Consider the following 12,821-nt stretch of genomic DNA (forward strand, 5'->3'; position numbering starts at 1 on the left):
CGCGCACCCATGGACGCGACTGGCCGCCACAGCCGACCGGGCAGGGAGAAAGACATGAAACGCGACCGTAACGTCAAGATCGTGGCCACGCTGGGCCCCGCATCCAACACCTACGAGATGATCCGGGCCCTGCACGAGGCCGGGGCGGATGTCTTTCGCCTGAACATGAGTCACGGCACCCACGAGGAAATCGAGGAGCGCCACAAGATAATCCGGCAGGTCGAAAAGGATCTGGATAGCCCGATCGCGATCCTTGCCGACCTCCAGGGGCCCAAGCTGCGCGTGGGCGAATTCGCCAACGGCTCCGAAGAGCTGGAATGGGGCCAGAAATTCAGGCTCGACCTGGACGAAACGCCGGGCGACTCGACGCGGGTTCAGCTGCCGCACCCCGAGATCTTTGCTGCCCTGACCGGCGGGTCGCACCTTTTGGTCAATGACGGCAAGATCCGCTTGCGGGTGGCCGATTGCGGCAAGGACCACGCCAATTGCATCGTCGAGGCGGGCGGCACCATTTCCAACCGCAAGGGCGTGAACGTACCCGACGTGGTGCTGCCCCTGGCGGCGCTCAGCGACAAGGACCGCCGCGACCTGGAGTTCGCCTGCGGGCTGGGCGTGGACTGGATCGCGCTGTCCTTCGTGCAGAGGGTCGAGGACGTCGAAGAAGCGCGGCGCCTGGTCTGGGGCCGGGCCGCGATTGTCTCGAAAATCGAGAAGCCCTCGGCAGTCGAGGCCTTCGACGAGATCCTCGAAGTTTCGGACGGGATCATGGTTGCCCGTGGCGACCTGGGGGTCGAACTGCCGGTGCAGGCGGTCCCGCCGATTCAGAAACGCCTGGTGCGCAAGTGCCGTGCGGCGGCCAAGCCGGTGATCGTCGCGACGCAGATGCTGGAATCCATGATCGAATCCCCGATGCCGACCCGGGCCGAGGTGTCGGACGTCTCCGGCGCCATCTACGAAGGCACCGACGCGATCATGCTGTCGGCGGAATCGGCGGCAGGTCAGTACCCGATCGAGGCCGTCACCACGATGAACAACGTGGCCATCTCGGTCGAGAGCGACCCGACCTACCGCGACGTGATAGAGGCCTCGCGCAATGCAGTCCGGACCTCTGTCGCGGACGGTATCGTCGCTGCGGCGCGCGAGATCGCGGAGACGACGGAGATCAAGGCGATCTGCTGCTTTACCTCGTCGGGCACCACCGCGGCGCTGGTTGCGCGCGAACGCCCCCGCGTTCCGATCATTGCCATGACCCCGATGACGGGCGCAGCGCGTCGCCTCTCTCTGACCTGGGGCACGCAATGCGTCATGACCGGCGAGCTGGAGCGGTTCAAGCAAGCGGTCGTCAATGCCGCCCGCGCCGCGCGCGCGCAGGGCTATGCCGGCGAAAAGGACCAGATCGTCGTGACTGCCGGCGTGCCTTTCAACCAGCCGGGCACGACGAACATTCTGCGCGTAGCCCCCTGCAACGAGCGTTTGATCTTTTCGACAGATCCTGAATAATCCGTCCCCTGCAAGAGGGGCAGGCCAATGCATCCTGACATGATGCTGGTCACCGGCATGTTGCTGGTGGTTCTGTCCTTGCCGGCGATCTTCGCGGCCTGGGCCGACAACCGGGCGCCCCGTGTGGGCGCCCTCGTTTTGTTCGGGGGCGCCGGTCTAGTATTCTGGGCATTCCGTGAAAAGGAAGGCAGCTATCGCGTGCAGGATGTCCCTGACGCTGTCTATGGCGTGATCGGTCAGATCCTGAACTGACCGTAGTTTCAGGAAGAGGGGCGGGGCTCCACAGGCTCCTTTGCCGGATCCTGTTCCTGCTCCATCTCCAGGTCGAGGTCCGGCAGTCCTTCGCGGGACAACAGGATCGCCACCGGGCGCACGCGCGGGATATGCGAACAGATGATCATGATCGACACCATGATGGGCACCGCCAGGAACATCCCGACGATCCCCCACACCGCGGCCCAGAAGGCCAGGCTGGCGATGATGCCAAAGGAGGACAGGCGCAGGGTCTTGCCAAGCAGGAGGGGGTCCAGCACCTGACCCACGGTGAATTGGATCACCGTCACGATCGACAGGACCGTGAGGCCGGTAAAGGCGTCGCCGGTCTGGACGTAGCTGACCAGCGCGACCACAACCGTTGCCACGATCGAACCGATGTTGGGAATGAAGTTCAGGATAAAGGTCAGCACCGCCATAGGCATCGCCAGGTCCAGTGCAAAGACCGTCATCACCGCGTAGACCAGCGCCCCGGTCACGGAACTGATGACCACCTTGACCACCAGATAGCGGTTCACCCTGTGGATGATCGAGGAGATGATCCGCTCGACCCGTCGCGCGCGCCGCTCATCGCCCATGAGACTGGCCAGCTTGGTCGGGAACCAGAGGCGTTCGAGGAACATGAACCCCACGAACAGCGTGACCAGCACCGCGCCCGAGGCGATGTTGCCGGCCTGTCCTGCCAGCGAAGACAGGTAGGGGCCCAGCTGGATCGACTTCATCCAGTCCAGAACGGCGGTCTCGACGTCTGCGCCCATCCAGCCGACCATGTCCGCAACCGCCTGCTGGGCGGGGTCCGCGTATTGCAGGATCGTGATCACCACCGTGTTGGCCTGCGCGATGATGATCAGCGAGGCGGAGATCATGATTGTGGCGATCAGCAGGACAGCCAGAACCGAGGCGATCCAAATCGAGACCCGCGCGCTGCCGATGCGCATGCGTTGGAAATAGTTGATCGCGTCAGAGGTCAGCGAGAAAAGCATGATCGCGATGGCCAGCGAGATCAGCAGGAACTTGGCCTGCACCAGCAGGAAGAGGATCACCGCGAAGGCGATGATGCCGAGAAACCAGGTCTGTGCCTTTCGGATTTCCGAAATTTCCGGGCGCGTTGACTGGTCTTGTTCGGGAGTGTCGGACATTCGGGGGATTGGGAACTCTGGTCTTTGTGGTTGCAAATGCACCGTGCGAGGATAGTGAGGTGTTCCGCTACGGGCAAGGACAGGTGCCGTCCCGTTTGCCGGAAGTGTCCCGCAGTGCCCGTTCACTGATCGCGCGAGGCCGTCCGGGTGGGGCGCTTCTACCCTTGCCAAATCTCTTGCACCCTCCTATACGGCGCCTTCCAACCGCGCGGCCGGCCACCAGTGGCATGCCGAGTCGCGCCAAGTAACGGAGATTGAAATGCCCAAGATGAAGACCAAGTCGAGCGCCAAGAAGCGCTTCAAGGTGAGCGCCAGCGGCAAGGTGCTGACGGCCCAGGCCGGCAAGCGCCACGGCATGATCAAGCGCACCAAGAAATTCATCCGCGATGCGCGCGGAACCACAGTCATGTCCAAGCCTGACGCGAAGATCGTCAAGCAGTACATGCCCTACGACCGCTGATCAGGAGGATAAGATATGCCCCGTACCAAAGGCGGAACCGTTACCCACGCGCGTCACAAGAAGATCACCAGCCAGGCCAAAGGTTACTATGGCCGCCGCAAGAACACCTTCAAGGTGGCGGCACAGGCTGTCGACAAGGCGAACCAGTACGCCACGCGCGACCGCAAGAATCGCAAGCGCAACTTCCGCGCCCTGTGGATCCAGCGGATCAACGCAGCCGTGCGCGCACATGACGAATCGCTGACCTACTCGCGGTTCATCAACGGCCTGACGCTGGCCGGCATCGAGGTCGACCGCAAGGTCCTGGCCGATCTGGCCGTGCACGAGCCCGAGGCTTTTGCCGCCATCGTCGACCAGGCGAAAGGCGCACTGCCGGCCTGAGCCGAGCGCAAATGGAAAATTGACAAAGGCCCGGGCGCATCGCCCGGGCCTTTTCTGTTGCATGGGTGCCTTGGGAATGTGCCATCGGGGGGCAGGGGGACATGATACCCGCTTGTCGAGCGGATACCGCGGCATTGAATCCCATTCTCCTTGCCTGGCCGGGCGCGTGGGTCACGTCGATCAACGGGAGAGCACCGGACTGTCTATCCGGGTGCTGCGTGGTCGAATCCCGTCGCGGTCGCCACCGCCGCCTTTGCTTTTCCAGCACGCCCGTGCAAGTTGGGCGCCAAATGTCCCCGGCGCAGAATACATGACAACCAACGATCCTTTCCGTCACCACCCCGGCTTGCGCCCTCTGATCAAGCCGCGCGAAGACAGTTTTTTCGCGAATTTCCACATCGACAAGGCCATCGAGATCGGCAAGCTGCACGGGCGCGCCACGGACTGGATCCTGACCGAAGCCGAGATCGAGGCGGACAGGAAGCGGGCGCTGGCCGGGCGGATGGATCGCGACCTCTGGGTCTTTGCCTATGGCTCGCTGATGTGGGATCCGGGCGTTCGCTTTGCCGAGGTGAGGCGCGGCTTTGCCCCGGGGGCCGAGCGGCGCTTCATCCTCTTTGACATCAACGGCGGGCGCGGCACAGAAGATCAACCGGGCCTGATGGCTGCGCTGGACACAGGGCAGGGGTGTCACGGTCTGATCTTTCGGATCGCGGCCAAGGACGTGCCCGCCGAGACCCGCTGCCTCTGGCATCGCGAGCGGCTGGGCGAGGCCTATCTGCCGCGTTTCATTCCTGTCGAAACCGATCACGGCACCGAAGAGGCGCTTGCCTTTCTTGCCGACCATGCGGCGGGCAATATCAAGGGGGATCTGACCCACGAGGAGCAGGTGCGCCTGATCGCGACCGGTGAGGGATTTCTCGGCACCAGCCGCGAATACCTTGAAAACCTCGCCACGCATTTCAAAGAGATGAAGATCGAGGATGCAGAGGTCACACGGCTCGTGACCGATGTGCGTGCCTTCGCCTCGGGCTAGGCGCCGCCGCCCGGGGCAAAGCAAGGTTGCAAACCCGGCATGGCGGGGCTAACCCGTCGCGGGCAAGCCTGAGGGACGTGATATGGAAGACCTGCGCGAGAAATACATCGACCTGATTGCCAAGGCGGGCGACGAAGCCGCGCTTGAGGACCTGCGCGTGGCCGCAGTGGGCAAGAAGGGCGAGATCAGCCTCAAGATGCGTGAACTGGGCAAGATGAGCCCGGAGGAGCGGCAGGTCGCCGGCCCCGCGCTGAACAAGCTCAAGGACGAGATCAACGCAGCGCTCGCGGCAAAGAAGGCCGCACTGGCGGACGTCGCGCTCGAGGAGCGCCTGAAGACCGAATGGCTGGACGTGACTTTGCCGGGGCGCCCGATGCGCCGCGGTACGATCCACCCGGTCAGCCAGGTCATGGAAGAGATCACCGCGATCTTCGCCGACCTCGGCTTTTCCGTCGCCGAAGGGCCGCAGATCGACAGCGACTGGTACAATTTCGACGCGCTGAACATCCCCTCCCACCATCCGGCGCGGGCCGAAATGGACACGTTCTACATGCACCGTGCCGAGGGCGACAACCGCCCGCCGCATGTCTTGCGGACGCATACCAGCCCCGTGCAGATCCGCCACATGGAGGCGCACGGCGCCCCTTGTCGGATCATCGCCCCAGGCCGCGTCTACCGCGCCGACTATGACCAGACGCACACGCCGATGTTCCACCAGGTCGAAGGGCTGGCCATCGACCGCGACATCTCGATGGCGAACCTGAAATGGGTGCTCGAGGAATTCGTGAAGGCCTATTTCGAGGTCGACCACGTCGAACTGCGCTTCCGCGCCTCGCATTTCCCCTTCACCGAACCTTCTGCCGAGGTCGACATCCAGTGTTCCTGGGAAGGCGGCGTGCTGAAGGTGGGCGAGGGCGACGACTGGCTCGAAATCCTCGGCTCCGGCATGGTGCATCCGCAGGTGCTGAAGAACTCCGGCGTGGACCCGGACGAATGGCAGGGCTTTGCCTTCGGCATGGGGATCGACCGGATCGCGATGCTGAAATACGGCATCCCCGACCTGCGCGCCTTCTTCGATTCCGACCTGCGCTGGCTGCGCCACTACGGCTTTGCCGCGCTGGACGTTCCGACGACGGCGGCGGGGCTTTCGCGCTAACAGAGCCTGCGCGTCGTCTGGCTCTTGGCGCCGGTGTATCCCCGGCGCAACTTGGCCATATGCAGTCACACCGTCATATCGGAAGCATGTCTTTCGAAATGACGGGCTGCTCCAAGGCTCGTCGTCAAAGCGCCCAACTGTACCAAGCCTCTGTCTTCACCGGCACTTCCGTGCAACTCTCCGACCAGTGATTTCAAACGGAGACCTGCCATGTTCCGCGCTCTCACCCTTGCCGCCCTTCTCGCATCTCCCGCCCTCGCCGATGAGGTCTGGGACAGCGCGCAAGGCCCTGTCGTCTACGAAGAGGACACCGGCGGCGCGGCTGTCCTGTCCTTCACGCATCCGAACGGCTATCCGTCCACGCTGGTCATCCCGGGATTGGCGGGCAACTATCAGGACCGCGCCGTGCACCGGGCCTTCTGGGTCGGGCAGGGGCCGGGCACCTGCTTTGCCGCCATGAGCCTCGGCGGTCACCCCAGCCACGACTGGGGCGAGGCACTTGTCAGTTTCGACGGGCCCGCCTTCCCGACCTCCTTTACCCTCTCGCTGGGCGAATGCTTTGGCCCGATGACCACATCCTTCCGGGCCCTCGCACGCTGACATGACCCTCTTTACCCATGAAAACCGCCAGCGCAGCGCCGACGCACGCCGCGTCTATGCCGCCTTCGAGATCGCCCATACCACCGTCGATTTCATCGCCGCCTTCTGTTTCCTGATCGGCTCGATCCTGTTTTTCTGGCCGGTTTGGGAGACGCAGGCGGTCTGGCTTTTCGTCATCGGATCGGTCTTTTTCGCGCTGAAACCGAGCCTTCGGCTGGTTCGCGAACTTCGGTTGGCGGCAATGGGCGACGCCGAGGACCTGGCGGAACGCTACCGCGATTGACGCCTGCCGGCCGACCGTGGCAGGCCGAGCGAAAAAGGAGGCACATGATGTCCGGAACGCTCACCGTCGGCGCTGCTCAGTTCGGCAGCCGGATCGGCGATCTCGACGCCAACTTCGAGGAACACCACCGCTAGGTCAGCCGCGCGAAAGGCCTGGACCTGCTGGTCTTTCCCGAACTCAGCCTCGTTGGCCATTACGGTGCCGAGAACCTGCTGGACGTGACGATGAAACGGCACGATCCGCGCCTTATCGATCTCAGCCGGGCGGCGGGAGACACGATCCTGATCCTCGGCTTTGTCGAGGAAGGGCCGGCGGCGCAGTTCTACAACGCGGCGGGTGTCTACAAGAACGGCAAGCTGATCTACATCCACCGCAAGATCAATCTCCCCTCCTACGGCAAGCTGATCGAGACGAAATACTACGCCCAGGGCCGTTTCGTGGACACGCAGGAGATCACCGAGGACTGGCGGCTGGGCTTGCTGATCTGCGCCGACCTCTGGAACCCGGCGCTGGTGCACCTGGCCTTCCTGCACGGCGCGACACTGCTGGTTTCACCGATCTCCAGCGGGGTCGAGGCGGTCGGAGAGGCTTTCGACAACCCCTCCGGTTGGACCGCGACGATGCACTTCTACTCGATGATGTACGGCGCGCCCTCGATCATGGTGAACCGGACCGGACTGGAAGAAGACCTGAATTTCTGGGGCGGCTCGCGGATCCTCGATCCGTTCGGCCATCCTCTGGCCATCGCCGGACAGACCCCGGAGCTGATCACCGCCGAGTTGGATTATGCGCAGGTGCGCCGCGCCCGTGCCCTTTTGCCCACCGTGCGGGACAGCAACATCGGACTGGTCGAACGCGAGATGAACCGCCTGATCGACCGATTGGGGGTGCCTGACATCATCCGCGACGATGATTGATCCAGCGGCCGCCACCCGTGCAGGAACGAACCGATCTTGGCGTGTTTCCATGTATCTTTGGGCATCCAGATACCTCCGGGGGTGAAGGCCGCAGGCCGAGGGGGTAGAGCCCCCTTTTGCCCGCGGATCAAACCGGCGCGTCGCGCGAGGCCCACCCCCCTCTTTCCTCCCATCACCCGATCCGCTATGGACGGCGCGACGTGACGCATATGCGGGGCATGAAGCGATGAAATTCACCCTCTCCTGGCTCAAGGAACACCTCGACACCGAAGCTTCGGTCGACGAGATCGCCGAGGCGCTGACCGATCTCGGCCTCGAGGTCGAGGAGGTCGTCGATCCGGCGAAATCGCTTTCCGCCTTTACGCTGGCCAAGGTGCAGGAGGCCGAACAGCATCCCGATGCCGACCGCCTGCGTGTCTGCAAGGTGGAAACCGACGAGGGCGTGAAACAGATCGTCTGCGGCGCACCCAACGCGCGGGCCGGGATCACCGTGGTGTTGGCCAAGCCGGGCGACTACGTGCCCGGCATCGACGTGACGCTGTCGGTGGGCAATATCCGGGGTGTCGAAAGCCACGGAATGATGGCTTCGGAACGCGAGCTTGAACTCAGCGACGAACATGACGGCATCATCGAACTGCCTTCGGGGGAGGTCGGCCAGAAGTTCACCCACTGGTTGGCGCAGAACGACCCGGCCAAGGTCGACCCGGTGATCGAGATCGCCATCACCCCCAACCGGCAGGATGCGCTGGGCGTGCACGGCATCGCGCGCGATCTGGCTGCACGCGGCCTCGGTACGCTGAAAGCGCTTAAGGTCGAAAAGGTCGCGGGCCAGTTCCCCTGTCCGATCAGCGTGACCATCGACGAGGACACCCAGGGCGAGGGGGGCTGCCACGTCTTCGCGGGTCGCCTGATCCGGGGCGTGAAGAACGGCCCGTCGCCCGCCTGGCTGCAGGACCGCCTGCGGGCCATCGGACTGCGCCCGCGCTCAATCCTCGTGGATATCACCAACTTCTTCACCTTCGACCGCAACCGTCCGCTGCACGTTTTCGATGCGGACAAGGTCAAGGGCGAGACCCTGCGCATCCATCGCGCCAATCAGGGCGACACGTTGTTGGGCCTGGACGAAAAACCCTATGCCTTCTCGGACGGGCAGGTGGTGATTTCCGACGCCGAAAGCATCGAGTCCATTGGTGGCATCATGGGCGGGCTGGAAACCGGCTGTACCGAAGAGACGACCAATGTCTTCCTCGAGGCCGCCGTCTGGGATCGTATCCAGATCGCCCACACCGGACGCGCGCTCAAGATCAACTCTGACGCGCGCTATCGCAACGAACGCGGCATCGACCCGGCGTACAACATGCAGGCGATGGAAGATGCGGCGCAGATGATCCTCGATCTCTGCGGCGGCGAAGCCTCTGAGGTTGTCGTTGCGGGCGCGGTGCCGGACACGGCGCGCGCCTACAAGCTGGACACGGACCGCGTCATTTCGCTGGTTGGTATGGACATCCCCGCCGATGAGCAACGCCGCACGCTGGAGGCGCTGGGGTTTGTCATGGAAGGTGACATGGCGCATGTCCCGTCCTGGCGTCCCGACGTGTTGGGTGAGGCGGATCTTGTCGAGGAGGTGGCGCGCGTCGCCTCGTTGACCAAGCTTCAGGGCAAGCCACTGCCTCGCCTCAGTGATGGCGTGACCCGCCCCGTCCTGTCGCCGATGCAACTGCGTGAACGCAGCGCGCGGCGGACCGTGGCGGCGCTGGGCTACAATGAATGTGTGACCTATACCTTTATCGACCAGGCGGCGGCGGCGCTGTTTGGCGGCGGTGACGACGCGCATATGCTGGCCAACCCGATCAGCTCGGAGATGAGCCACATGCGGCCCGCGCTGATGCCGGGCCTCTTGCAGGCTGCGGCACGCAACCAGGCACGCGGTTTCATGGACCAGGCCCTGTTCGAAGTCGGCCATGCCTTCCACGGCGGCGAGCCTGGCGAACAGCATGTGCAGGTCACCGGCCTGCTGGTGGGGCGCAGCGGGCCCAAGGACGTGCACGGTGCCTCGCGGCCCGTGGATCTCTACGATGCCAAGGCCGATGCCGAGGCGGTACTGGCCGCGATGGGCGCACCGGCCAAGATGCAGATCCTGCGCGGGGCGCGGGAATGGTGGCATCCGGGGCGGCACGGCAAGTTTTGCCTTGGCCCCAAGAAGGTGCTGGGCGTCTTTGGCGAACTGCATCCCAAGGTTCTGGCCGCGATGGACGTCAAGGGGCCGGCCGTGGGCTTTACCCTCTGGCCGCAAGAGGTGCCGATGCCGCGCAAGAGCGGCGCGACCCGGCCCGCGCTGGTTCTGAATGATCTGCAGGCGGTCGAGCGCGACTTTGCCTTTGTCGTGAATGCGGATGTCGAGGCGCTGACGCTGGTCAATGCGGCTCAGGGCGCCGACAAGGCGTTGATCGAAGAGGTGCGCGTCTTTGACGAGTTCATCGGCGGCAGCCTGGGCGAGGGCAAGAAATCCCTTGCCATCACCGTGCGCCTTCAGCCGACGGGCAAGACGCTGAAGGAAAAGGACATCGAGGCGGTCGCGGCGAAGATCGTCGAGAAGGTGACCAAGGCCACAGGCGGTACGCTGCGGGGATAAGACCCAGGCCAGTCATGGAAGTATGGAAAAGGGCGGGGACTTCCCCGCCCTTTGTCTTGCTCCGGCAAGATCGGTTTTCCGGCACTCATGTCCCTGCCGCGGCCAAAGTCTGGGCGGGCCACACCATCATCGGTGATGGCCATCCCTTGTCTTGATATCATTCCGCCGACTTGGCTTTGGCGTTGAATTCGTCGAAGGCGGCCAGTGCCTTTGTGCCGTACATCACGCCCGGGCCGCCGCCCATTTCCACGCAAACCGCCAGTGTTTCCGCGATTTCTTGGCGCGTGGCGCCAAGGCGCACCAAAGCTTCGATGTGGAACATGATGCAGGGTTCGCATCGTATCGCCACCGCGATGCCCAGTGCGACCAATTCCTTTTGCTTGTGGGTCAGCGCGCCGTCGCCGTGCAGGCTCTTGGCAATTGCGCCAAAACCCTGGGCGGTTTCCCCGATGGCGGCGTTGAATTCTTTCACCTGCGGTTTCAACGCGGCGAGCGATTCCTTGTAACTCATGGAGCGACTCCGGTGTTGTGATCGCCGGTGTCAGATCACGCCAGAGTGGCCGAAACCTTGATCCGGATCAGATTGTCGGGCGGATGGCGCGTGGTCAAACGGACAAGTGATCAAGAAAAAAGGCCCCGCCATTCCTGGCGGGGCCCTGAACCGGTTCGTTTCCGAATTATGCCAGCAGGCGGCGCGCGATCACCTGTGCTTGGATCTCGGCGGCGCCTTCAAAGATGTTGAGGATGCGCGCATCGCAGAGAATGCGGCTGACCGTGTATTCCAGCGCAAAGCCGTTGCCGCCGTGGATCTGCAGCGCGTTGTCCGCGTTGGCCCAGGCCACGCGCGCGCCAAGTAGCTTGGCCATGCCGGCCTCGAGGTCGCAGCGCCGCCCGTGGTCCTTTTCCCAGGCCGAGAAATAGGTCAACTGGCGGGCGATCATGATTTCCACTGCCATCATGGCCAGCTTGCCCGAGACGCGGGGGAAGTTGATCAGCGACTTGCCGAACTGCTTGCGGTCGATGGCGTATTGCATGCCCACGTCCAGCGCCGCCTGGGCCACGCCGATGGCACGCGCGGCGGTCTGGATGCGGGCCGATTCGAAGGTTTCCATCAACTGCTTGAAGCCGTTGCCTTCCTCGCCCCCAAGCAGGTTCTCGCCCTTGACCTTGAAGTCGTCGAAGCCAAGCTCGTACTCCTTCATGCCGCGATACCCCAGCACCTCGATCTCTCCGCCGGTCATGCCCTCGGTGGGGAAGGGATCCTCATCCGTGCCGGGGGTTTTCTCGGCCAGGAACATCGACAGGCCCTTGTAGTTGTCCGTCGACGGATCGGTACGTGCCAGCAGGGTCATCACATGCGTACGCGCGGCATGGGTGATCCAGGTCTTGTTGCCGGTGATGCCGTAGTCGCCATTCTCGTCCTTGACGGCGCGGGTCCGCAGAGACCCCAGGTCTGATCCGGTGTTGGGTTCGGTGAAGACTGCCGTCGGCAGAGTTTCACCGCTGGCAAAGCGCGGAAGCCATTTCTGCTTCTGCTCTTCCGTGCCGCCCGCGATAACCAGTTCGGCGGCGATCTCGGACCGGGTGCCCAGGGATCCGACACCGATATACCCGCGCGAGAGTTCCTCGGACACCACGCACATCGAGGCCTTGGAGAGGCCAAGGCCGCCGTATTCCTCGGGGATTGTCAGGCCGAAGACACCCATTTCCGCCAGTTCCTCGATGATTTCCATCGGGATCAGCTCATCCTTGAGGTGCCATTCATGCGCGTAAGGCTCGACCTTTTCCACGGCATAACGGCGGAACTGGTCGCGGATCATCTCCAGTTCTTCGTCCAGCCCGGTGCGGCCATGCGTGACCTCGGCCTGCCGTTCCTCCATCAGTTGCACCAGCCGGGTGCGGGCGCCCGGATTGTTGCCGTGCTGCATGAGGTGTTCGACCTGATCGGTCAGCATGGCGCGGCGTTCATCCTGGTTCAGGCCCATGTCGGACAGGCGCACGATCTCGCCCTGGTTCATCTGGATGCCGCCGTGGATCTGCGACAGGTACTCGCCAAAGGCGATCTGGTGGATCAGCTGCTCGACCTCGCCGAAGGTGCCATCGCTATCCAGTCGCTTGGCCCAGGCCTGCATCTGGCGCAGCGATTCGACGTAGGTGGCCAGCCAGGCCAGCCCGTGGGCGGCAAACTGGTTCTGCTCGACCAAGGCGCCGGACACGCGGCCATCGGCCAGCACCATGTCCCGGACATGGGCGCGGGCGGTTTCCAGGATGCCTTCGATCGGGGCAATCGAATCGCCGGTCAGGGTCAGAAGATCGGGCAGAATCACGCTGCCAAGGCTCAGGTCTTGTCCGTCATGCGCCATTCAACAGGTCCTCTCTCTTTGTCGCCGTGCGGGCTGGCGTGGCCATTCCGTCGCGCGTGTAGTGAAACGTGCGTTCCAGAG

Annotated in this window: 14 protein-coding genes; 10 read left to right on the plus strand and 4 right to left on the minus strand. The window is 63.7% G+C overall.

Annotated elements, in window-relative coordinates:
- Nucleotides 1–54 precede the first annotated feature (54 nt).
- Both pyk and ACQY5B_RS03190 read left to right on the plus strand, forming a co-directional pair.
- Complete coding sequence (pyk, locus tag ACQY5B_RS03185; RefSeq protein WP_305969139.1) at nucleotides 55–1,500, plus strand: pyruvate kinase; 1,446 nt, start codon at nucleotides 55–57, stop codon at nucleotides 1,498–1,500.
- A gap of 27 nt (nucleotides 1,501–1,527) precedes the next feature.
- On the plus strand, nucleotides 1,528–1,752 hold the full coding sequence (locus tag ACQY5B_RS03190; RefSeq protein WP_420326410.1) for a hypothetical protein: 225 nt from the start codon (nucleotides 1,528–1,530) through the stop codon (nucleotides 1,750–1,752).
- 8 nt (nucleotides 1,753–1,760) lie between these two features.
- Here ACQY5B_RS03190 and ACQY5B_RS03195 read toward each other — a convergent pair whose 3' ends face one another.
- Nucleotides 1,761–2,912, minus strand: coding sequence for an AI-2E family transporter (locus ACQY5B_RS03195; protein WP_420326409.1), 1,152 nt, complete (start codon nucleotides 2,910–2,912; stop codon nucleotides 1,761–1,763).
- Nucleotides 2,913–3,171: 259 nt separating this feature from the next.
- On the opposite strand from ACQY5B_RS03195, the gene rpmI reads away from it, so the two are divergent.
- The 6 genes from rpmI to ACQY5B_RS03225 all read left to right on the plus strand — a co-directional run bounded on the left by rpmI (nucleotide 3,172) and on the right by ACQY5B_RS03225 (nucleotide 6,828).
- The gene (rpmI, locus tag ACQY5B_RS03200; protein ID WP_305969136.1) at nucleotides 3,172–3,372 is read left to right on the plus strand and encodes a 50S ribosomal protein L35; all 201 of its coding nucleotides are present in this window, start codon (nucleotides 3,172–3,174) and stop codon (nucleotides 3,370–3,372) included.
- A gap of 15 nt (nucleotides 3,373–3,387) precedes the next feature.
- The gene (gene rplT, locus ACQY5B_RS03205) at nucleotides 3,388–3,753 is read left to right on the plus strand and encodes a 50S ribosomal protein L20 (RefSeq protein ID WP_305969135.1); all 366 of its coding nucleotides are present in this window, start codon (nucleotides 3,388–3,390) and stop codon (nucleotides 3,751–3,753) included.
- 310 nt (nucleotides 3,754–4,063) lie between these two features.
- Nucleotides 4,064–4,789: a gamma-glutamylcyclotransferase gene (locus tag ACQY5B_RS03210; RefSeq protein WP_421917717.1), complete on the plus strand. Its 726-nt coding sequence runs from the start codon at nucleotides 4,064–4,066 to the stop codon at nucleotides 4,787–4,789.
- A gap of 82 nt (nucleotides 4,790–4,871) precedes the next feature.
- The gene (gene pheS / locus ACQY5B_RS03215) at nucleotides 4,872–5,945 is read left to right on the plus strand and encodes a phenylalanine--tRNA ligase subunit alpha (protein ID WP_420326407.1); all 1,074 of its coding nucleotides are present in this window, start codon (nucleotides 4,872–4,874) and stop codon (nucleotides 5,943–5,945) included.
- Nucleotides 5,946–6,155: 210 nt separating this feature from the next.
- On the plus strand, nucleotides 6,156–6,545 hold the full coding sequence (locus tag ACQY5B_RS03220) for a hypothetical protein (RefSeq protein ID WP_420326406.1): 390 nt from the start codon (nucleotides 6,156–6,158) through the stop codon (nucleotides 6,543–6,545).
- A gap of 1 nt (nucleotide 6,546) precedes the next feature.
- Complete coding sequence (locus tag ACQY5B_RS03225; RefSeq protein ID WP_420326405.1) at nucleotides 6,547–6,828, plus strand: YrhK family protein; 282 nt, start codon at nucleotides 6,547–6,549, stop codon at nucleotides 6,826–6,828.
- On the opposite strand, the gene ACQY5B_RS03230 is transcribed toward ACQY5B_RS03225, so the two are convergent.
- Nucleotides 6,816–7,064: a hypothetical protein gene (locus ACQY5B_RS03230; RefSeq protein ID WP_420326404.1), complete on the minus strand. Its 249-nt coding sequence runs from the start codon at nucleotides 7,062–7,064 to the stop codon at nucleotides 6,816–6,818. The two genes, ACQY5B_RS03225 and ACQY5B_RS03230, sit on opposite strands and share 13 nt — an antisense overlap.
- Between ACQY5B_RS03230 and ACQY5B_RS03235 the strand changes: the two genes are divergently transcribed.
- Both ACQY5B_RS03235 and pheT read left to right on the plus strand, forming a co-directional pair.
- Entirely contained in the window at nucleotides 6,990–7,745 is a 756-nt protein-coding gene (locus tag ACQY5B_RS03235) for a nitrilase-related carbon-nitrogen hydrolase (RefSeq protein WP_424976728.1), read from the plus strand. The two genes, ACQY5B_RS03230 and ACQY5B_RS03235, sit on opposite strands and share 75 nt — an antisense overlap.
- A 226-nt stretch (nucleotides 7,746–7,971) precedes the next feature.
- Nucleotides 7,972–10,377 carry a phenylalanine--tRNA ligase subunit beta gene (pheT, locus tag ACQY5B_RS03240; protein WP_420326403.1) on the plus strand — a complete coding sequence of 802 codons (2,406 nt, stop codon included), beginning with the start codon at nucleotides 7,972–7,974 and terminating at the stop codon, nucleotides 10,375–10,377.
- Nucleotides 10,378–10,534: 157 nt separating this feature from the next.
- Here pheT and ACQY5B_RS03245 read toward each other — a convergent pair whose 3' ends face one another.
- Nucleotides 10,535–10,888, minus strand: a complete 354-nt coding sequence (locus ACQY5B_RS03245; RefSeq protein WP_420326402.1) for a carboxymuconolactone decarboxylase family protein — start codon at nucleotides 10,886–10,888, stop codon at nucleotides 10,535–10,537.
- Nucleotides 10,889–11,054: 166 nt separating this feature from the next.
- Nucleotides 11,055–12,740: an acyl-CoA dehydrogenase family protein gene (locus tag ACQY5B_RS03250; protein ID WP_420326401.1), complete on the minus strand. Its 1,686-nt coding sequence runs from the start codon at nucleotides 12,738–12,740 to the stop codon at nucleotides 11,055–11,057.
- Between the last annotated feature and the right edge of the window lie 81 nt (nucleotides 12,741–12,821).

Origin of the sequence: Antarctobacter sp., assembly GCF_965277915.1 — a bacterium.
Lineage (GTDB): Bacteria > Pseudomonadota > Alphaproteobacteria > Rhodobacterales > Rhodobacteraceae > Antarctobacter.